The 21,140-nt window shown below is 57.7% G+C and carries 20 protein-coding genes; 9 read left to right on the top strand and 11 right to left on the bottom strand.

Annotation, left to right across the window (positions count from 1 at the left end):
- The 4 genes from ACR3EP_RS14300 (at position 1) to ACR3EP_RS14315 (ending at position 5,340) form a co-directional block, all read left to right on the top strand.
- Positions 1 to 1,038, top strand: coding sequence for a glycosyltransferase family 2 protein (locus ACR3EP_RS14300; protein ID WP_480638442.1), 1,038 nt, complete (start codon positions 1 to 3; stop codon positions 1,036 to 1,038).
- 166 nt (positions 1,039 to 1,204) lie between these two features.
- Entirely contained in the window at positions 1,205 to 2,191 is a 987-nt protein-coding gene (locus tag ACR3EP_RS14305; protein WP_480638443.1) for a glycosyltransferase family 2 protein, read from the top strand.
- Positions 2,188 to 3,888 carry a DUF5927 domain-containing protein gene (locus ACR3EP_RS14310; protein ID WP_170349581.1) on the top strand — a complete coding sequence of 567 codons (1,701 nt, stop codon included), beginning with the start codon at positions 2,188 to 2,190 and terminating at the stop codon, positions 3,886 to 3,888. Before ACR3EP_RS14305 ends, ACR3EP_RS14310 begins: the two co-directional genes overlap by 4 nt.
- 6 nt (positions 3,889 to 3,894) lie before the next feature.
- Positions 3,895 to 5,340, top strand: coding sequence for a nodulation protein NodH (locus tag ACR3EP_RS14315; protein ID WP_170349580.1), 1,446 nt, complete (start codon positions 3,895 to 3,897; stop codon positions 5,338 to 5,340).
- Here ACR3EP_RS14315 and ACR3EP_RS14320 read toward each other — a convergent pair.
- The 8 genes from ACR3EP_RS14320 to hslO form a co-directional block, all read right to left on the bottom strand.
- The gene (locus tag ACR3EP_RS14320) at positions 5,324 to 5,842 is read right to left on the bottom strand and encodes a L,D-transpeptidase family protein (RefSeq protein ID WP_170349579.1); all 519 of its coding nucleotides are present in this window, start codon (positions 5,840 to 5,842) and stop codon (positions 5,324 to 5,326) included. The genes ACR3EP_RS14315 and ACR3EP_RS14320 overlap by 17 nt on opposite strands.
- A gap of 56 nt (positions 5,843 to 5,898) precedes the next feature.
- Positions 5,899 to 6,684, bottom strand: coding sequence for an ion transporter (locus ACR3EP_RS14325; protein ID WP_170349843.1), 786 nt, complete (start codon positions 6,682 to 6,684; stop codon positions 5,899 to 5,901).
- Between the two features lie 20 nt (positions 6,685 to 6,704).
- Entirely contained in the window at positions 6,705 to 7,934 is a 1,230-nt protein-coding gene (locus tag ACR3EP_RS14330; RefSeq protein ID WP_480638446.1) for a class I SAM-dependent RNA methyltransferase, read from the bottom strand.
- Positions 7,935 to 7,991: 57 nt separating this feature from the next.
- Complete coding sequence (locus tag ACR3EP_RS14335) at positions 7,992 to 9,824, bottom strand: ABC transporter ATP-binding protein (protein ID WP_480638448.1); 1,833 nt, start codon at positions 9,822 to 9,824, stop codon at positions 7,992 to 7,994.
- Entirely contained in the window at positions 9,821 to 11,659 is a 1,839-nt protein-coding gene (locus ACR3EP_RS14340; RefSeq protein ID WP_480638450.1) for an ABC transporter ATP-binding protein, read from the bottom strand. Before ACR3EP_RS14340 ends, ACR3EP_RS14335 begins: the two co-directional genes overlap by 4 nt.
- A 191-nt stretch (positions 11,660 to 11,850) precedes the next feature.
- On the bottom strand, positions 11,851 to 13,005 hold the full coding sequence (locus tag ACR3EP_RS14345; RefSeq protein ID WP_480638453.1) for a CCA tRNA nucleotidyltransferase: 1,155 nt from the start codon (positions 13,003 to 13,005) through the stop codon (positions 11,851 to 11,853).
- Positions 13,002 to 13,607, bottom strand: coding sequence for a CoA pyrophosphatase (locus tag ACR3EP_RS14350; RefSeq protein ID WP_480638455.1), 606 nt, complete (start codon positions 13,605 to 13,607; stop codon positions 13,002 to 13,004). Before ACR3EP_RS14350 ends, ACR3EP_RS14345 begins: the two co-directional genes overlap by 4 nt.
- Entirely contained in the window at positions 13,591 to 14,568 is a 978-nt protein-coding gene (gene hslO, locus ACR3EP_RS14355; protein WP_480638457.1) for an Hsp33 family molecular chaperone HslO, read from the bottom strand. Before hslO ends, ACR3EP_RS14350 begins: the two co-directional genes overlap by 17 nt.
- A 76-nt stretch (positions 14,569 to 14,644) precedes the next feature.
- Between hslO and ACR3EP_RS14360 the strand changes: the two genes are divergently transcribed.
- Positions 14,645 to 15,091, top strand: a complete 447-nt coding sequence (locus ACR3EP_RS14360; RefSeq protein WP_480638459.1) for an NUDIX hydrolase — start codon at positions 14,645 to 14,647, stop codon at positions 15,089 to 15,091.
- Here the strand turns inward: ACR3EP_RS14360 and ACR3EP_RS14365 are convergent.
- The gene (locus ACR3EP_RS14365) at positions 15,088 to 16,359 is read right to left on the bottom strand and encodes a PP2C family protein-serine/threonine phosphatase (RefSeq protein ID WP_480638461.1); all 1,272 of its coding nucleotides are present in this window, start codon (positions 16,357 to 16,359) and stop codon (positions 15,088 to 15,090) included. The genes ACR3EP_RS14360 and ACR3EP_RS14365 overlap by 4 nt on opposite strands.
- A gap of 156 nt (positions 16,360 to 16,515) precedes the next feature.
- Between ACR3EP_RS14365 and ACR3EP_RS14370 the strand changes: the two genes are divergently transcribed.
- A complete protein-coding gene (locus tag ACR3EP_RS14370; RefSeq protein WP_480638463.1) occupies positions 16,516 to 16,845 on the top strand; it encodes an Hpt domain-containing protein in 330 nt (109 codons plus the stop codon).
- Here the strand turns inward: ACR3EP_RS14370 and ilvA are convergent.
- Positions 16,842 to 18,068 carry a threonine ammonia-lyase IlvA gene (gene ilvA, locus ACR3EP_RS14375; protein ID WP_480638465.1) on the bottom strand — a complete coding sequence of 409 codons (1,227 nt, stop codon included), beginning with the start codon at positions 18,066 to 18,068 and terminating at the stop codon, positions 16,842 to 16,844. The two genes, ACR3EP_RS14370 and ilvA, sit on opposite strands and share 4 nt — an antisense overlap.
- A gap of 58 nt (positions 18,069 to 18,126) precedes the next feature.
- On the bottom strand, positions 18,127 to 18,654 hold the full coding sequence (locus tag ACR3EP_RS14380; RefSeq protein ID WP_480638467.1) for a threonine dehydratase: 528 nt from the start codon (positions 18,652 to 18,654) through the stop codon (positions 18,127 to 18,129).
- Between the two features lie 377 nt (positions 18,655 to 19,031).
- Between ACR3EP_RS14380 and ACR3EP_RS14385 the strand changes: the two genes are divergently transcribed.
- From ACR3EP_RS14385 to ACR3EP_RS14395, 3 genes are all read left to right on the top strand, one after another.
- Entirely contained in the window at positions 19,032 to 20,258 is a 1,227-nt protein-coding gene (locus tag ACR3EP_RS14385) for an argininosuccinate synthase (protein WP_170361039.1), read from the top strand.
- Positions 20,255 to 20,695 carry a DUF1810 domain-containing protein gene (locus ACR3EP_RS14390; RefSeq protein WP_480638469.1) on the top strand — a complete coding sequence of 147 codons (441 nt, stop codon included), beginning with the start codon at positions 20,255 to 20,257 and terminating at the stop codon, positions 20,693 to 20,695. The genes ACR3EP_RS14385 and ACR3EP_RS14390 overlap by 4 nt, the downstream gene beginning before the upstream one ends.
- 80 nt (positions 20,696 to 20,775) lie before the next feature.
- Positions 20,776 to 21,057 carry an SCP2 sterol-binding domain-containing protein gene (locus ACR3EP_RS14395; protein ID WP_480638471.1) on the top strand — a complete coding sequence of 94 codons (282 nt, stop codon included), beginning with the start codon at positions 20,776 to 20,778 and terminating at the stop codon, positions 21,055 to 21,057.
- Positions 21,058 to 21,140 lie beyond the last annotated feature (83 nt).

A 21,140-nucleotide genomic window follows, 5' to 3' on the forward strand; every position in this document is an offset into this window, starting at 1 on the left:
GTGACAGATCATGCAGCCGATAATCTTCCACCCATTGGATGGGTGCAGAAGTACCGGTTGCGTCTGAAACGACGGCGGTTGCTTTGGCGATCCTTTCGCAGCCGCCATCAGCTAGCCAGCCTCAAGGATCAGACCGCGCAAATCAGACCAGGCGCGGTACTGGCCTTCACCACGCTGCGCAATGAAGCCAATCGCCTTCCGTGGTTCTTCCGCCACTATCGCGGGCTTGGGGTGGATCACTTTCTGGTCGTGGATAACGGCAGCGATGACGGCTCGGTCGAATTTCTGCGCGATCAGCCCGATGTGTCGCTGTGGCAGACCTCTAACAGCTATCGCGACGCGCGATACGGTTTGGATTGGCTGACATGGCTGCAAATGCGCTATGGCCACGGACACTGGACCTTGATGGTGGACGCGGATGAGCTGCTGATCTACCCCAACCACGACAGCAAATCCTTGCATGACCTAACAGGCACCTTGGACCAACAAGGCCACATCGCCTTTGGCGCGCTGCTGCTGGATCTCTACCCCACGGGGCCACTGGGCGCGCAGCCCTATGACCCCGAAATGGACCCGACCAAAACCCTTAGCTGGTTCGATTCCGGCCCCTACCGGGCGCAGCGCCAAAGCCCATTGGGCAACCTGTGGGTGCAGGGTGGCGCGCGAGAACGGATGTTTTTTGCCGACAGGCCGCGGCATTCGCCCACGTTGAACAAAATCCCGCTGGTGCGCTGGTCACGGCGCTATGCCTATGTGAACTCGTGCCACTCGGCCCTGCCCCGGCATCTGAACGCGGTCTATGACGGCCCCGGCGGCAAGACGCCTTCGGGCGTGTTGCTGCACACCAAATTTCTTCCTGAGGTGGTGGACAAGTCATCGACCGAAAAAACCCGACGGCAGCATTTTCATGATCCCGACCTATTTGGGTCATATTATGATGCAATTGGAAACCGCCCCGACATGTGGACGCCTCAGTCCGTGCGTCTTGAGGGCTGGGCCCAGTTACAACAATTGGGTCTGATGGGGAAAGTTTGCTGAAAAGCAGCATATGTGACTAACGGTTTTTAAATTCGTTGCCTTGAAAGATGCATCAATGGCATAAAACGGCACTTGCCCGGCACCACTCTGGATCGTCCAGCCCCCGGGCATGCTCGCGTAACGAAAAAGGCAGTGCAAACGCGTGAGCCTGTTGGATTCATACCGAATGAGATTGCGGCGCAAGCGTCGTCTGGTGCGCTGCCTGCGCAAACGTCGGCAATTAAAGCCGATTTCCGACAAGACCAACGATATCCAACGCGACGATATCTTGTTGATGAGCGTTCTGCGGAACGAGAAAATCCGCCTGCCTTACTTTCTGGAATACTACCGCAGGTTGGGCGTCGATCATTTTCTGTTTGTCGACAACGACAGCGATGATGGCTCGGGCGAATACCTGGCAAGCCAACCCGACGTTTCGGTCTGGCGGGCAATTGCCAGCTATAAACAGGCTTCGTTTGGATTGGATTGGTCAAACTACCTGTTGCGAAAATACGCACACGGACATTGGGTTCTGACAGTCGACCCGGATGAGTTCTTTATCTATCCGTTCTGCGACACCCGTCCGATCCGCGCCCTGACCGATTGGCTGGACGGCTGCGCGGTACGCAGTTTCGGCACCATGCTGATCGACATGTATCCGCAAGGACCAGTGGATGCTCAGCCGTATCACGAAGGGCAGGACCCGTTTGAGATCGCCCGCTGGTTTGATGCTGGCAACTATATGATCACAAAGAACCCCGAGTATAAGAATCTGTGGATTCAGGGGGGACCTCGTGCGCGCGTGTTTTTTCGCGACACCCCCTTGCAAGCGCCTGCGCTGAACAAGATTCCCTTGGTCAAATGGGACCGTCGCTATGTCTATGTCAGCTCGACCCATTCGCTGCTGCCGCGTGGCTTAAACCAGGTTTATGACGATTGGGGCGGTGAAAAGACCAGCGGTGCGTTGCTGCACGCCAAGCTGATCAGCACGCTGGGCGACAAAGCCCGCGAAGAGATGCAGCGCGGCCAGCATTACCGCCGCTCGGGCGAATATCGCGCATATGCCCAGGGGCTGGACGAGCAGCCGGTGTTTTGGTGTGACCGGTCCGAGAAATACATCAACTGGCGTCAGCTTGAGATCCTTGGCCTCATGTCGAAAGGAAACTGGGCATGAGCCGTCTGGGCGTTGTCATGCTGGTTCATACAGCACTGCACCGGGCCGAGCAGGTGGCACGGCATTGGACGGCATCGGGCTGTCCGGTGGTGATCCATGTGGACCGCAAAGTGCCGGATCAAGTTTATTCCGATTTCGTTGCCGCGTTCGCGGATGAAGCGTTGATCCGGTTCTCGGAACGCCATACCTGCGAATGGGGTAGTTGGGGAATTGTCGCGGCCTCACAATCCGCGGCCGAACTGATGCTTGAGGCTTTTCCGGACGTTCATCACGTCTACTTGTCTTCGGGGGCCTGCCTGCCCCTGCGGCCCGTGGATGAGCTGATCGACTATCTTTCTGACCGGCCTCGGGTCGATTTCATCGAAAGCGCAACGACCGCCGATGTCAGCTGGACGATCGGTGGGCTGGATCAGGAACGTTTTACACTGCGCTTTCCGTTTTCCTGGCGCCGGAACCGCAAACTGTTCGACGCTTATGTAAAACTGCAACGCGCCCTCGGGATGCGCCGCAAAATCCCCGAAGGGCTGATGCCGCATATGGGCAGCCAATGGTGGTGCCTGACCCGACAGACCCTGTCGGCCATTCTGCAGGACCCCAAGCGGCAGACCTATGACCGCTATTTCCGCCGCGTCTGGATTCCGGATGAAAGCTATTTCCAGACGCTGGCCCGACTGTATTCCACCCATATCGAAAGCCGGTCGCTGACCTTGTCGAAATTCGACTATCAGGGACGACCACATATCTTTTATGATGATCATCTACAGTTGCTGCGCCGCTCGGACTGTTTTGTGGCCCGAAAGATCTGGCCGCGTGCTGATCGGCTGTATCAGGCCTTTCTGACCGATCAGAGCAGCGCCATGCGACCAGCCGAACCCAACCCGGGCAAGATCGACCGGGTATTTTCCAAAGCGGTCGAGCGTCGAACCCGTGGGCGCGACGGGCTGTACATGCAAAGCCGCTTTCCTCGCCACGGCAGTGAGAACGGCCTGACCTCATTCCCTTATTCGGTATTTCAGGGCTTTGCCGAGCTGTTCGAGGATTTTGAACCCTGGCTGGCTGAGACCACAGGCGCACGGGTGCATGGGCACCTGTTTGGCCCCGCTCGGGCCGAGTTCGCCAACGGGGACACGATCACAAACGGTGCGCTCAGCGATTGTGCGGTTCTGCGTGACTATAACCCAACGGCCTTTATCTCGAACCTGATCTGGAACACACGGGGTGAGCGGCAGTGCTTTCAATTCGGTCCCGGGGACACGCAAAAGATCAGCTGGTTTCTGGCGCGGGATAAGAACGCGCAAATCTCGGTTATCACCGGGGCCTGGGCGATCCCACTGTTCCGGTCGAACATGAATTTCGCCGATATCCGCTGTGAAGCGGCACGCCTTCAACAGATTGAAACCAAACAGCTTGAGGTTCTGGGCTCGGTCTGGACCAAGGCGCAGGTGCGGACCTGGTCCTTGGCCGAATTTGTGGAATCTCCGATGGAGCCCATGCAGACCGTGATCGAGGAAATCGGCACCCATCGCGCGAACCATTTGACCGAGGCGCCAAAAATGGTGGATTTGACTGGCTTTGGACAATTCCTCCAGAACCTCAAAAATCAGGGAATGCATCCTTATTTGGTGGGGGATTTTCCGGCAGATGATATTTTCGGCGCGCGGGTTCGGCCATTCAAGAAACCCTATCTGGTGCAATAGTCTGTCATGACATCCAAGTTCGACTATTTCGTCATCCTCGCCGCGATGCGCACCGGGTCCAACCTGCTTGAGTTCAATCTCAACGCGCTTGAAGGCGTCACCAGCTTTGGTGAGGCATTCAACCCACATTTCATTGGTCGGCTGAAATCTGAAAGTCTGTTGGATGTAACTTTGGAAGATCGTGACGGCGATCCGATGAAACTGGTGCAGGCAATCAAAGATGCACCCGGCGAGTTAAATGGGTTCCGCTTCTTTCAGGGGCACGATAACCGCGTGTTAGAGCCTGTTTTGGCTGACCCACGCTGCGCCAAAATCATTTTGACGCGCAATCCTCTGGACAGTTACGTTTCGTTGAAAATTGCGCGGGAAACCAAGCAGTGGCAACTGAAGAACATCAAACGCCGCCGCGAAGCACAGGTAGAGTTTAATGCGGAAGAGTTTGAATCCTATCTGGATAGACAGCAGGATTTTCAGCTCTTGTTGCTCAATACCCTTCAGCGAACAGGTCAAACCGGGTTTTACATTTCCTATGACGACCTGACCAATCTGGAGGTGCTGAACGGGCTGGCCGCGTGGTTGGGTATTTCGGCGCGGTCGGCTTCGATTGACGATACGATCAAGCCGCAGAACCCGGGCCCGACCCTGTCCAAGGTGACAAACCCGGAAGAGACCGAGCATGCCTTGGCCCGGATCGACAGTTTCAACCTGCATCGCACCCCGAATTTCGAGCCCCGGCGCGGATCGACCGTCGGCAATTATGTCGCCGCGCCGCATACGCCCTTGATGTTTATGCCGATACGCGGCGGGCTTGAGGCACCTGTGACCCAATGGATGGCCGATCTTGACTCGGTCAGCACCGACAAGCTGGTCACCAATCTGAACCGCAAACAGATGCGGCGATGGCTGCACGCTCATCCCGGACACCGAAAATTCACGGTACTACAGCACCCTCTGGCACGGGCGCATTCGGCCTTTTGCTCCAACATCCTCAGCACCGGGCCCGGCGCTTACCTGAAAATCCGAAATATGCTGCGCAACCGGTTCAAAATTCCGATCCCGGGTCAGCTGCGTGACGGCAATTACCCGGTTGATCAGCATTATGAGGCGTTTTCGGCCTTCCTAATCTTCCTACGCCAAAATCTGGCTGGACAGACGCCCGTTCGTGTGGATGGAACGTGGTGCAGCCAGTCTCAGGTATTAGACGGGATGGCATCCTTTGCTCTGCCTGACTTCATCCTGCGCGAGGATGAGATCGCAACAACCCTGCCCGATCTAGCCAGACGGATGGGGCATGACAGCCCACCAACACCCGGGTTTTGCGCGCCGGAAATCCCGTTCACGTTGGCCGAAATTTATGACGACAGATTAGAAACGCTGGCGGCTGAGGCCTACCAGCGCGACTATGTGCAATTCGGGTTCGGGGATTGGGAACCAGTTACGGGCGCAGCGTGATCAGTGTGCCCTTGTTGACCATCGCATAGATCTCTTCGATCTCTTCATTCTTGACGGCGATACAACCGGCGGTCCAATCCGCTGTCTTCTTGGCGCGTTTCAGTTCCGACCGCTTTTTCGGCTGACCGTGAATGAAAATATCACCACCCGGATCAACACCGGCCGCCTTGGCCTGCGCGATATCATTGGAATTCGGATAGGAAATCCCCAGCGACAGGTGATAGCGACTGTTGGGGTTGCGACGGTCGATCAGATAGCTGCCTTCGGGCGTGCGGCCATCACCGCGCTTTGTCTTTGTACCATCTGGCGCAAAGCCCAGATCGACTTTGTATTCCTTGAGAATGGTTTGGTTGTGCAGAAGATACATCTTCCGCGCGCCCTTGTTGATGACCAAAGAAGTCACCTCGGGGCCATCATATGTCAGAAATCGTGGGCTAGCTGTGGCACAGGCCGAAAGGCCCAGCGTTGCCATAGCGCCCAATCCAAATGCTCGACGATCCATGTTTCACTGCCTGCTCTTTTTTTTCAGCATTATGCCAGATTTCCGAAAAACTGAAATCACTTTTTGATGTGCTGCTGTTCGGTCAGGCGGCGCTCGATGCTTTCCAGCCGTTCCAATACTTCGTCGCGATAGGCGTCAGTTCGCACCTCATCCTCGGCATGATGCGCATCCTGCATCGAGTTCACAATCAGACCGACCAGCAAGTTCACGACCGCAAAGGTGGTGACCATGATGAACGGAACAAAGAACAGCCAGGCATAGGGATAGACCTCCATCACCGGACGGACAATGCCCATGGACCAGCTTTCCAGCGTCATGATCTGGAACAGCGTATAGGCCGACAGACCTAGGTCGCCGAACCAGTCCGGGAAAGTGGCCGAGAACAGCTTGGTCGAGATCACGGCACCGATGTAGAACAGGATCGCCATCAACAGGAATACGCTGGCCATGCCCGGCAGGGCCGAAATAAAACCCTCGACCACCCGCCGCAGGCGCGGCGCGACCGAGATAACCCGCAGTACCCGCAGGATTCGCAACGCCCGCAATACCGACAGCCCCCCGGCGCTGGGGATGAGGGCAATGCCGACAACGATAAAGTCAAAGACGTTCCAGCCGCTGAGAAAGAACCGTCGCCCGGTCGCCAACAGCTTCATGGCGATCTCGGCCACGAAAATGGCCAGACAGATTGTGTCCAGCGTCACGATCAGGGGTCCCGCGGCCTCCATCAGGGTTGGCGATGTCTCCATCCCCAACAACACAGCATTAAAGATGATGACCGCAGTGATGAACCGGCCAAAAGTGGGATGTTCGATGATGGTCAGCAGACGCTGATTGAAGCCCATATTGACACTCTCCTGTCTGCTCATGATGCGGGCCCCCATACAAACCGCGCGGCAAGTTCCGTGTGTGACGACCATCGAAATTGGTCCACCACCTGTACCCATTCAAGAGTGTAGCCCGCATTAACCAGCGTTTTTGCGTCCCGCGCGAAGGTCACCGGGTTGCACGAGACATATGCAATCACCGGGCGCTGCGCCTGTGCCAGTTCGGCAACTTGCGCCTCGGCCCCGGCGCGGGGCGGGTCCAGCACAACGGCGTCAAAGGATTTCAACTCATCGGGCATCAGCGGGCGGCGGAACAGGTCGCGGGACTCGGTCGTGACCCGTTTCAACCCTTGCGCGCGGCGCCAGCCCTGATCCAGCGCATCCGTCATCGCGGCTTCACCTTCGACCGCGTGTACCTCAGCATTTTCGGCAAGTGGTAGTGAGAAAGTCCCACTGCCTGCAAACAGGTCGGCAATACGCTTCGCACCCTGTATTGCCTGCAAAACGGCCTGTAACAGAGCCTGTTCTCCATCTCTTGTCGCCTGCAGGAATGCTCCGGGCGGTGGCACAACCCCGGCACCCCCAAAGCGTTGCATCGGAGGTTGGCGCATTGCGATCACTTCACCATCCCAGCTAAGCCGCGCCAAGCCGTGCTTCTCGGTTGCCTGCGCCAATGCCAGTTCCAACGGCCCATCCAGCGGTTTGCCACCCTTGACGGCCACATCCAGCCCGCCTTCGGACAAGGTCAGTGTCACGGCCAGCACGCCCTTGCGACTTCCGCCCAGAATAGCCAGCGCCTCGGCCACCGGTATGGCGGCAATCAGGGCCGGGTCCAGCAGATGACAATCGGGGATTTCGGTGATCGTGTCGGACGCTCGGCCATGGAATCCGGCTAGCGTGCTCTTTTTGGTCCGACGCACGGCGATCGTGGCACGGCGGCGCGACCGCTCGGGCGAAGTATGGATCGGGCGCATCTGCGCCTCTAGCCCCTGCGCCGCCAGTGCGGTGCGCACCACTTCGACCTTCCAGTCGGCCACAAAATCATCTGCTGCGTGCTGCAATTGGCATCCACCACAGGCCTTGTAGTGACGGCAAGGAGGTTTCACCCGTTGGTCCGAGGGTGTTTCAACCCGTATGTCAGTCAGCAGCTGCCCTACTAATGTACCACTTACCACCTCACCTGGCAGGGTACGCGGCGCGTAAACCGGGCCGTCAGCAATGCCGTCTCCCTGATGACCCAGGCGATTTATGGTGAAGTGTTGCGTCATAAGGGGCCTGATACCGGGGCTTTGCGCGCAACAAAACCCCCTAGCACGCTTTGTGCGTTATTCGGCGGCTTCGGCCTGAATGAACCCGCCCGATTGGCGATGCCAGAACCGCGCGTACAACCCGCCCTGCTCCAACAGCGCGTCATGGGCGCCGGATTCGACGATCTGCCCCTGATCCAGGACGATAATCCGGTCCATCTCGCTGAGCGTGGACAGGCGATGTGCAATCGCCAGGACCGTCTTGCCCTGCATCACCCGGTGCAGGGCGGTTTGAATCGACGCCTCAACTTCTGAATCCAGCGCCGAGGTCGCCTCATCCAATACAAGTATCGGCGCGTCCTTGAGGATAGCGCGCGCCAAAGCGATCCGCTGCCGCTGACCACCACTGAGTTTCACGCCCCGTTCACCCAGATGCGCTTCATACCCGGTGCGGCCATGGGCATCCTGCAAGCTAAGAATAAACTCATGCGCTTCGGCTTTCTTTGCCGCTTCAATCATGTCGTCTTCTGACGCGTTTGGGCGGCCATACAGGATATTCTCACGCGCCGAGCGGTTGAACATCGCAGTTTCCTGCGTGACCATGCCGATCTGACTACGCAAACTGTCCTGCGTTACCTGGCTGACATCTTGCCCATCAATGCGAATAATGCCTTTTTCCCCGTCATAGAGCCTGAGCAACAACGAGACCAAAGTGGATTTCCCAGCACCCGAGGCCCCAACAATTCCCAGCTTTTCACCCGGATGCACGGTCATGCTCACATCGGACACACCGCCCACATCGCGACCATAGGCAAAGCTGACATGGTCGAAATCTATCCGCCCCTCGGTCACTGTCAGGTCAGTGGCTTGCGCGGCGTCCTCGACCCGGTCGCGTTTGGCAAGCGTCTTCATACCGTTCTCGACCTCACCCACATTCGCGTAGAGCCCCATCAGTGTGAAACTGACCCAGCCGGTCATCTGCGCAATTCTGATCGAAACCGCGCCAGCCGCCACGATATCACCCGCCGTCGCAATCCCGTTTCTCCACAAAAGCAGCGTCGCGCCCAGCAAGAGAACCGGAAGAACCCCGGCCAGCACCATCAGGATAAATCGGAAGCTGGCGGACAATGCCCCGAAGGCCAACATCTTTTCGCGTAGATCAACCATCGAGTTTCGCGCGGTCTGATCCTCAAACGCAGAATGGGCGAACAGCTTTACAGTCTTGATATTGGTGATGGTATCAACCACTTGCCCGGACACCATGGCGCGCGCGCCAGCCCGCGCAGCAGACCGGGCGCGAATGCGTGGCAGATACCAGCGGATCAGCAGAAAATACACCACCAGCCACCCGGCGAAAGGTAACATCACCAGTGGATGAATAGACCCTAACAAGAGCAAAGAACCGGCAAGTGAGGCCAAGGCAAACACAATTGCACTGATTGTCTCGGACACGACCGAGGCCAGCGCATTCGACGTCTGCATCTGTTTCTGCGCGATCCGGCCTGCAAAATCATCGTCGAAATAAGTGACCGATTGGCCAAGGGTCCAGCGGTTCAGCTTGGCCAGCACCAGCGGCGGCACATTGGGCATGACGATATAGTTGTTCGTCACCGAAGACAGCCCAAACAGCGCCGGGCGCAGCAACATGAAAAATGCCACCACGCCCAGAATCATCCACAGATTATCTGCGTTGAAAAAACCCTGAGGTCCATTTTCCGAGGCAAGATCGATCACCAGACCCAACATCCAGGCCGTTCCGGCCTCCATCGCGCCAGCCATGGCCGAAAAACTGGCCGCGACAAAAATCATCGGCCACGCGCCGGACAGGCACCAACGGATGAACGCCCCCAGCGTTTGCGGCGGGGGCGTCTCAGAGTTTTTGAACGGATCTATAAGATCGGCAGCCTTCATTCCGCAGCCTCCGGGTTCAGGAAGCCCCCAGATTGCCGCGCCCAGAACTGAGCGTAAAGCCCCCCATGCGCCAACAATTCGGAATGGCCGCCCTGCTCTACAATCCGACCTCCATCCATAACCAGAATACGATCCATCTGCGCAATGGTGCTCAACCGGTGGGCAATGGCGATCACGGTTTTACCTTGCATCATGCCGTAGAGGGTCTCCTGAATCGACGCTTCGACCTCGGAATCCAGGGCGGATGTCGCCTCGTCCAACAACAGGATCGGTGCGTCCTTTAGGATCACCCGCGCCAGCGTCACCCGCTGCCTCTGTCCACCGGACAGCTTCACGCCCCGTTCCCCCACATGCGCGTCATAGCCGATGCGCCCTTGTGGGTCTTGTAGGTCGAGGATGAATTCATGCGCCTCGGCCTGTTTGGCGGCAGCGATCATCTGTTCCTCGGATGCCTCGGGACGACCATACAGGATATTGTCGCGCACTGACCTGTGCAGCAGCGCACTGTCCTGCTGAACCATGCCGATATGGCTGCGCAGACTGTCCTGCGTGACGCTCGCGATGTTCTGGTCGTCAATCAGGATCGCACCCTGTTCAACGTCGTAAAACCGCAAAAGCAGCTTAACTAGGGTCGATTTTCCGGCACCGGACCGCCCGATCAGACCAATCTTTTCACCCGGTTGAATGGTCAGGTTGATATGATCCAGCCCACCGGTTTTGCGGCCATAGTGATGCGACAGGTCGCGGATTTCGATCTGACCTGTGGTCAGTTGCAAAGGTTTCGCATCCCGCGCATCCAGCAGGTCGATAGGCTGGGCAATCGTCTCCATCCCTTCAGCCACTACACCAAGCTGGCGGAAGAAACTGGTCAACGCCCACATGATCCAACCGGTCATCGCATTCAGTCGCAAGGTCAGCGCGGTCGCCGCTGCCACCACACCGACCGTAGCACTGCCCTGCATCCACAAGGCAATGGCCCAACCGACAACACCAACGATCAGCAGGCCGTTCAACGTCACCAGAACCGCATCCATAATGGTGAAGATCCGCATCTCAACCTGGAAGGTGCGACGGGTTTCAGCGATGGCTTCGCGGGCATAGTCCAACTCTTGATCATCATGCGCGAACATCTTGACCGAATGGATGTTGGTGTAACTGTCCACCACCCGACCTGTCACCGCCGAGCGCGCATCCGACGCCGCCTTGGACGCCGGTCCGACCCGAGCGACCGTCCAGCGCACCAACAATGCATATAGTGCAAACCAGATCAGCAGCGGCAACAACAGGCGCGGATCGGCCGCCATCAATAGGATCGCCGCCCCGATCAGATAAGCCAGCGAGAAAGAAATCGCGTCAAAAACCTGAAACACGGCCTCACCCGCGGCGGGGGGCGTCTGCATGATCCGGTTTGCGATACGGCCCGCGAAGTCATTCTCGAACCACCCCACGGACTGACGCAGCACGTGCTTATGCGCCCGCCAACGTATGATGGTGCCAAAGTTCGGCAGGATCGTGTTGTTCAGCAGCAGGACATCGACCACATGCAGCATCGGGCGTAACAGCAGCACAAACACAGCCATCAGAATCAATTCGGTCCCGTGGGCCTGCCAGACCTCAGCCGGAGGGCCAGACAACAGGTCAACCACCCGACCCATGTAATAAATCAGCCCGACCTCGACCGCGGCGACGATGACTGAAATCAGCGCGGTCCAGAAAAACACCCGCATGAAAGGTCGGGAATAATCCAGCATAAACGGCCACAGCCGCGTGGGCGGTGTGTCGGTCTCGGTATAGTCGGCAAAAGGGTCAACAAGGTTTTCGAAATAGCGAAACATGGAGAGTGCTCCGATTGAGCAGTAAATAGGTCATGCGAAGAAAGATGGCGCCAGAACACCACCCCTACGGGTCAAAGTGTTCCGGCTTTAGCCGAACCAGATCCCGTAATACATTCGCATCCCTCCATTCATGTGACAGGCGCACGAAACCATAAAGAAGTTGATTTGTCATCCCCTTTTGAGACTTCGCGTCAGATGCTCAGCAATTCCTCGCGGGTCAGCGCAAAGCCTGATGCAATCCAGCGCGCCTCAAGCTCGGCCAGTTTTTTGCCCAGCGCGGGACCGGTGAAATCGGGAATCAGATCGGTGGCCTTGATCGGGAAATCAGCCTCAGCCCCTTTGTGCAGATCGGTGCGCAAGGTTTCGCTCCACGGCTGTTCAAGGAAGGCACAACGCAGCAAGGTTTCGTGCAAGCCGCCCTCTTCGCCATAACGAAACCCCAGTTCGGCAACGCTGGCGGTACCGGATGCTTCATCCCGCATGCGGATCAGACGTTGTAATTGCGCCTTGCTCAGGCGCAGGGTCTTGGCGATTTTCGGCGTTGTGATTGCGGCCAGACGCCGAATTGACTCAGGGGCGGCTCCGGCCTGTTCCTCTAAGGCTATCAACGGTGCCAACGCACGGTCCTCGGCCCCTGGCAACAGCCGGGCCAGAACTCCCGATTGACGCATCGCGGCAATCGAGGGTGCCGGATCGGGTGCGCCCATAAGTTTCAGAAGTTCGGCCCCGACCCGTTCACGAGACAGGCCCTCTAGCCCGTCCAGATTAGACGCAATCGCCGCCAGAGCGTCCGGATCAAACCCAGCCTCGGCATCGCCATACCAGGCGTGAAACCGGAAAAACCGCAGGGATCGCAGGTAATCCTCTCGAATGCGGTTCTCGGCGTTGCCGATAAAGCGCACGCGGCGGGATTGCAGGTCGGGCAGCCCGTTCAACGGGTCGAGAATACTGCCATCGGGCCGCGCATAGATCGCATTCATGGTGAAATCGCGGCGCGCGGCGTCCTCTTCCACCTTGTCTGAAAAAGCCACCACCGCCCGGCGGCCATCGGTTTCCACGTCGCGGCGAAAGGTGGTGATCTCATGCGGGGCACCGCCACTGACCACAGTGATCGTGCCGTGGTCGATTCCGGTGGGGATGGCCTTGAGGCCCGTTGCCTGCGCCAGCTCCATCACCCGTTCGGGGCGCGCATCGGTGGCAATATCGATATCCGAGACCGGCGCGCCCAGCAGCGCATTGCGCACGCAACCCCCGACGAACAACGCCTGCGCACCAGCGCCCGTCAACGCCGCACAGACCTTTTGCGTTGCCGGATCAGTAACCCAGGCCTCAGAAATTCGCATCATTCATTCACCCGTGCGGCCAATCCCCGCAACATTCGGGCCGTCGCGCCCCAGATGTAGTAGGGGCCGAACGGCACCGTGAAATAATACCGTTTGTGACCACGCCAGCGGCGCGATTCAACGATATAATTCGCAGGGTTGAGGACATGTGCAAGCGGAACCGAAAACACCTCGTCCACTTCGCCCGGTTCGGGGGTCAGTTGAAACGGTTCGCGCAGGATCGCGACAACCGGTGTAACGGTAAAGGACGTGACGGTTTCATGAGACGATAGGTGGCCCAGAATCTCAGGCAAGTCGAGCGGCAGACCGATCTCCTCCTGCGCCTCACGCAGGGCAGTGGCGGTGACATCTACGTCGCCTTGATCCTGCTTACCGCCGGGAAAGGCGATCTGGCCGGGGTGGTGTTTCAGAGCCGAGGATCGTTTTGTCAGAATCAGCCGCGGCGTGTCGCCAAACACCGTGATCGGAACCAGCACCCCCGCCGGGCGCAATTTGCGCCCTTCAGGCAGGTTGGTTTCAGGGTTCAGGTCGAAATCGCTTGAACCATGGCCGGGGCGGCGCAGGGCCGCCCGCAGCTGGTCCGTAGGATCAGGCGTCGTCCGCATCAAAGCCGACCGAGCCCGGTTCCAGTATGTAATGTGCGCCACAGAACTGACAATCGGCGGTTACCTTGCCTTCGGGCGTGGTCATCTTTTCGATGTCCTTGGCCGAATAGATCGACAGGCTTTGCCGCACACGATCTTCCGAACAGGTGCAGCCGAATTGCACGGACTGAGCGTCATAGACCCGCGGCTGTTCCTCGTGAAACAGCCGGATCAACAGGTCGGTCGGCGCCACCGAAGGCCCGATCAATTCGAGATCCTCGACCGTATCCAACAGGATGTTAACGCGGCCCCAGTTTTCACTCTCTTCCCCGTCGACCAGATCTTCGGCGGATAGGATCTGCCCTCCACCTTGTCCGTCCGCCACAAAGGGCGAGGCCTTGGGCATGTGCTGCAGCATCACTCCGCCCGCGCGCCAATGTTCACCGACGCCCGGCTCGGTCGATTTGCCAAAGCTGAGCGAGAACCGCGTCGGCAGCTGCTCGGATTGTGCGAAATACGCCTCGGCACAGGCAGAGATCGAGCCCCCCGCCAGCGGTGTAATTCCCTGATACGGCTGCGTGCCTTCACCCTGGTCGATCATGATGGCGAAATAACCCTCGCCCACCTGATCAAACGGCCCACCATCGGTCAGGCGGTCGCGATCATAACTGGCATAGGCGCGGATGCGGGCCGGCTCTCCCTCGACCTTTGGCGCAAAGTAATCGGTCGCGATCATGCGTACCGGGCCCTTGGACTGCACCTGCAAAGACAGTTTCCAACGCAGCGAAACGGTCTGGCCGATCAACGCGGTCAGCAGGGCCATCTCGGCCACTAACGCCTCGACCTTTTCAGGATAGTCATGCTGCTTCAGGATGCCGTCCAGCACGCCATCAAGACGGGCTACACGGCCGCGCATATCTGATACATCAAGTTGAAAGGGCAGGACAGTATCGTCCCACGCGATTTTCGTTCCAAGAGACATGGGGTTTCCTTACACGCCACGGGTTGGCATACCGGCACCATATAGGTTGAACAGATTGGGTTTGAAGGGGCCATACATGATCAGACGGTTCGGTGAAACCCCGGAAAAAGGACGTACATATACACGCAGACCGGGTGTCTATGCGTTGCTGCCGCAAGGAAAAGACCTTCTGGTCACGTGGTATGACGATGGGCTGAACCCCGAATTGCAGCTGCCGGGCGGTGGCATTGATCCGGGCGAATCCCCGATTACCGCGCTGCATCGCGAAGTGTTCGAAGAAACCGGCTGGCTGATCGCCGCCCCGCGGCGGATCGGTGCGTTTCGCCGGTTCACCTTTATGCCTGAATATGACCTTTGGGCCGAGAAAATCTGCATGATCTACAGCGCCCGTCCGGTGCGCCGGATGGGACCGCCCCGCGAAGAGTTTCACGAGGCGCTTTGGATGGAAACTGCCGTTGCCGTGCAGATGCTTGGCAACGAGGGGGACCGTCACTTTGCCGCCCGACATCTGAACAGTTTCTAAGCCCCGTTATATTCAAAGAACACGGCGGACACGTCATCATCCATGCCGCTGCCCGGTGCCATGGCCTGCGTCAGGCGCCAGAACATATCGTCCAGAAACTCGGTACCGCTGCGGTCGGGCGCACAATCGCGGGCCATCTGCTGCAGGCCTTCTTCCTCAAGCAAGCCGCCATCGGCCAGACGACACTCGGTAAAGCCATCAGAATACAGCATCAGTTTATCGCCAGGTTGCAGGTAAGTTTCGACCCGCTGAAAGGACACATCGGGCAGCAAACCGATGGGCAGGCCACCCTCGCCTAGATATTCGGCACTGCCGTCTTGGCGCAAAACAAGTGGATGCGGGTGCCCGGCCTGCACCATCTTAAGATGCCCGTTGCGCAGGTCGACAATAGCATAAACCATGGTGAAATATTCTTCGACGCCGGCATCGGCCATCAGGCGGCAATTGAGCATCTCGGCCACCTGTTCGGGTGGCAGCAGAGCATAGAACTTGTCAAAGCGTTTTTCCATCGCCACGTTCTGATCGAAATGATTGCTGGACAGATAGCCGCCCAATCGCGCCGTCATCATCGCCGAGGTGATACCGTGGCCCGACACGTCAATGCTGTAAAACCCCAGCCGATTGACCCCGGGCGAGAACATCCCCACCAGATCACCGCCAATATGCCCGCAGGGTTTCAGCAGCATGCTGACCCGCGACTTCCCGAAATCCCGCGTCAGTTCGGGGACAAGGGATTCCTGAATTTTCCGGGCCTGAATCAGGTCTTTGTCGATGGCATCATGCGCCACGCGCAGGTCCTCTAACGCGGATTCGATCATCCGGTTCTTCTCGGACAGTTCGCGCTGCATATCCAGAATCCGCGCCGCGGCCGAGATCCGCGCGCGCAGCTCATCCGCCTCAAGCGGTTTGATCAGGAAATCGTCCGCACCAGCGTCCAGCCCGCGCGCCACCTCTTGCTTTTCACTTTTTGAGGTCAACAGGATGAAGTAACTGTATTGATCACTTTCCAGCGCCCGGAAGGCACGGCAGAATTCCAGCCCGCTCATCCCCGGCATCACCCAGTCGCTGACCACCAGATCCGGCGGGTCGGTTTGACACATCCCGATCGCAACATCACCGCTGTCGGCCTCAAGCACCTCAAAGCCCCATTTTTTCAGTGAAGCCACCAGAATCCGCCGTTGCAGGCGGCTGTCATCGACGACAAGCACCTTTTGGATCGCACCAAAATCCTGATCGGACCTGACCTCTGCCTGACTGCCTTCTGCCACCTGAACCCTCTGCACTGCGACCTTTACGGAACGTAGCGACCCTAGCGCGGGGCGGTTTAACATCCGGTGAAGGCGTCTTTGTCTTGTTGCTTAACCCGCTCTTTACTCGCCGTGGGCTACGCAAGTCAGGTCGCGATATGTGTGGAGAGGCCGAACATGATCGACTGGTCCAGAGTCAGACAACTGCAGGATGAGGTGGGTGCCAACGAATTCGAAGAGGTGGTGCAGATCTTTCTGGACGAGGTTCAGGAAACCATCGACCGGCTGCATCAGGACACCGACCGGGCTGAGTTCGAACAGAACATGCATTTCCTCAAGGGCAGCGCGCTGAGTCTGGGGTTCGACCGGTTTTTCAAGCTGTGTCAGGACGCAGAGCGCAACGCCGCCGCTGGCAAGGCCAGTGACGTCGATCTGCCTGCCATCCTGACAGTCTATGACGACTCAAAAACTGTGTTCTTTGCCGAGAAAGCCGCAAACCTGTCCTAGATCACGAACTGGGCCAGCGTCTCGTCTTCGGTGATGTCGGTGTAGGTAAAGCCAGCCTCGTCCAGATGCGCGAACAGGCGTGCGAAATTCTCGGGCTTACGGGTTTCGATGCCGATCAGGACCGAACCGAAATTGCGCGCCGACTTCTTCATGTATTCGAACCGGGCGATATCGTCTTCCGGCCCTAATATGCCCAGAAACTCTTTCAACGCGCCGGGGCGCTGCGGCAGGCGCAGGATAAAGTACTTTTTGACGCCGGAATAACGCTGCGCCCGTTCCTTGACCTCGGGCAGACGTTCGAAATCGAAATTGCCGCCCGAGGTGACGCAGACAACGGTTTTGCCGCGGATAAAGCTTTGCACATCGGTCACCGCCTCAATCGCCAGAGCGCCTGCGGGCTCAAGCACGATGCCTTCGACATTCAGCATTTCGATCATGGTGGTGCAGATCCGGTCTTCGGACAAGACCAGCACGTCGGACAGGTGGCGATCCTTGAGCAGTTCAAACGGTTTCGCCCCGATCTTCCCGACCGCTGCCCCATCTACAAAATTGTCGATCTGATCGAGCGCCACCGGATGCCCCGCCGCCATGGCCGCATGCAAACAGGCCCCGCCTTTGGGCTCGACAAACAGGCAATGGGTCCGATCCCCGAACCATGTCGCCACGCCCGAGGACATGCCGCCCCCGCCAACCGGCAGGATCACGTGATCAGGGACGCTACCCAGCTGCGCCTCAACCTCGACAGCCAGTGACGCCTGCCCTTCGATCACATCCTCATCATCAAAGGGCGACAGAAAATGCCCGCCCTGCTGCGCACACCACGCCTGCGCAGCGGCCAGCGTGTCGTCGAAATAGTCTCCGGTCAGGTGAATTTCGATGTTTTCGCCGCCAAAAATGCGGGTTTTCTGAATTTTCTGCTGCGGCGTCGTCACCGGCATGAAGATCACACCACGCACGTTCAGGTGCTTGCACATGAAGGCCACGCCCTGCGCATGATTTCCCGCGCTGGCGCAGACGAAAAGCTCTTGCCCCTGCTGCTTGCGCATGGCGTTGAACGCACCACGGATTTTATACGACCGCACCGGGCTGAGGTCTTCACGCTTGAGCCAGATGTCAGCACCAAACCGATCAGACAGATGGGCATTCCGCTGCAGAGGCGTCGCGGGAAAGACGGTGCGCATCGCCTGTTCGGCGGCGCGGGCGCGGGTCATGAAATCAGTCATGCCGGTTTCCCTGCCCGATCACCGTTGAAAGGGCAAGGAATACATATGTGTACTCAGCTTAGGTGAGTTCGCGTTTCTCGATGAACACGCCATAGATCGTCGTCAGAATGCTGACATTGATCAATGGGACGATCAGCATGCTCGCAAACAAAACTATCAATATCCCGATGATCGGGATGAAAAGCAGCAATGACGCCAGTAGCTGAAGCAATATTTGGAAGAGGATGGACAAGACGACCAGAAGTGCGATGGCTCCGCTTGCGCCCGAGGTCGCCTGCCACGCTTCAGACAGCTTTATGGGCTTTCCAATAGCTGCACCGGGCAGAATTGGTGAGGCACGATAGAATCCGATCGTAAGACATACGATCAAACCCACCCAGAAAATGGACCCCAAAACCGCCGAGGATTGCGCCAACATACTCATGATCAACGCCGCAGGGATCATAAGGATGAAAGCCAACAAGAACAGCATCAAAAGACGCCCGAAATAGGCCAGAACGCGGTCAAATCGGAAAGGTGGAACTAGCCCCGACGGATACTCTTCGAGCAAAACAAACCTGTGCCATGATACTACAATCCAGAGCATTACGACGAACACTACGATCACGATGCAAAATAGGAATCCGAGTAACGTCATCACAGCAGTTGGGTCAGGGGTTGTAGCAGTGGCACCTTCAATTGTTTGTGTGGGCGTCGAAAAGAAAGAACAAGCCAATGGCCAAAAAGCCGCCAATGAGTGCAGGTACAACGGAAATCTGAAGCGCTTGCTTCAGGTTCCTCAGAACCATCTTTACCGAATGTACGAAAATCGCCAATCCCAGCATATACTCTGCCCTCTCAACCATTCCTTGTTCTCAATCCGCCCGTTTCACCGCAATTCCCACCCTGCGTCAATCCTCATAACTTGCCCCCACGTTCAAAACCCGTTAGGGGCCAAGCGTCTTACGCATAAGGGGAAGTCAGATGTCCGCGCCCAAGAAAGTTGTTCTGGCCTATTCCGGTGGCCTTGATACCTCGATCATCCTGAAATGGTTGCAGACCGAGTATGGCTGTGAGGTCGTGACCTTCACCGCCGATCTGGGTCAGGGTGAAGAGCTGGAGCCCGCCCGCCAAAAGGCCGAGCTGCTGGGGATCAAGCCCGAAAACATCTATATCGAGGACATCCGCGAGGAGTTTGTTCGCGACTTCGTCTTCCCGATGTTCCGCGCCAATGCGCAATACGAAGGCCTGTATCTGCTGGGCACCTCAATCGCGCGTCCGCTGATCTCGAAGCGTCTGGTCGAGATTGCCGAGGCCACCGGTGCCGACGCCGTTGCACATGGCGCGACCGGCAAAGGCAACGATCAGGTGCGGTTCGAACTGGCCGCCTATGCCCTGAACCCCGACATCAAGGTCATTGCACCCTGGCGTGAATGGGACCTGACCAGCCGCACCAAGCTGTTGGAATTTGCCGAAGCGAACCAGATCCCGATTGCCAAGGACAAACGCGGCGAGGCGCCGTTCTCGGTCGATGCCAACCTGCTGCACACCTCGTCCGAAGGTAAGGTTTTGGAAGACCCCGCAGATCAGGCGCCAGACTATGTCTATCAGCGTACCGTCCACCCCGAGGACGCACCGAACGAGCCCGAGTTCATTGAGATCGGCTTTGAAAAAGGCGACGCGGTCAGCATCAATGGCGAGGCGATGAGCCCGGCCACCATCCTGACCAAGCTGAACGAATATGGCGGCAAGCACGGTATTGGCCGTCTGGACCTGGTCGAAGGCCGGTTCGTGGGCATGAAATCGCGCGGCATCTACGAAACGCCCGGCGGCACCATCCTGCTGGAAGCGCACCGTGGGATCGAATCCATCACCATGGACCGCGGCGCGATGCACCTGAAAGATCAGCTGATGCCGCAATATGCCGAGCTGATCTATAACGGCTTCTGGTACAGCCCCGAGCGGGAAATGCTGCAAGCCGCCATCGACAAATCTCAGGATCATGTCACCGGCACTGTCCGCGTGAAACTGTACAAAGGTCTGGCTTCGACCGTAGGCCGCTGGTCGGATCATTCGTTGTATTCCGAAGAGCATGTGACGTTCGAAGATGACGCCGGCGCCTATGACCAAAAAGACGCGGCCGGATTTATCCAGTTGAACGCGCTGCGCCTGAAATTGCTGGCGGCGCGGGATAAGCGCCTGTCCAAGTGATCGACGACGACGACATCAACGACGAACTCGATCTGTTCATCGAAGCGCAGGACGCGGTCTGGTCCGACGTCCTGCGCGAATTGGAACAAGGACAGAAAACCAGCCACTGGATGTGGTTTGTATTTCCGCAATTGGCCGAACTTGGCCGGTCTCACATGGCGCAGCTGTACGGGATCGAGGATTTGGATGAGGCCACAGCCTATCTGGCTCATCCAGACCTCCGCCAGCGCCTAACCAAGGTTGCTGGGTTGATGTTGCAGCACAAGGGGCGCGATGCCAGTGACATTCTGGGTGGGATTGACGCAAAGAAACTGCGGTCCTCGATGACGTTGTTTGCATTCGTGCCCGGAGCCCCGTCAGAGTTCCAAACTGTTCTTGATGCCTTTTATGATGGGAAACCCTGTGAGCGGACCCGGCAAATCCTGCAAATGTCGTGACTGCAGGGTCCAGTTGGGTCACCCTTGCACAAGAACGCCCATTCTCTTTACGCATAGGCAAATTAGTGAAGGGGACAAAGATGCTGCAGGACATCGCCAACGGCATTCAGCAAGGCTTGGATGGCAAAAGCTTTGAGGGCTCGCTGAAATTCGATTGTGGCGAGGATGGTGTCATCGTTCTAGCCGACAATCGGGCCACCACACAGGATCGCGACACCGATTGCACCATCCGCATTTCGCAGGACAACCTGACCAAATTACTGACGGGCAAGCTGAACCCGATGACCGGCGTAGCATTGGGCAAGCTCAAGATTTCGGGCAATATGGGTGTGGCGATGAAGTTGGGACAGCTGCTAGGTTAAGACGATAAACTTGTCTCACCACCCCGTGACAAACCATGTCAGCGGATTGCGCCAACGCATAAGTCAGGGCAGCCTTATCCCGA

Source organism: Ruegeria sp. BB10 (assembly GCF_056535725.1).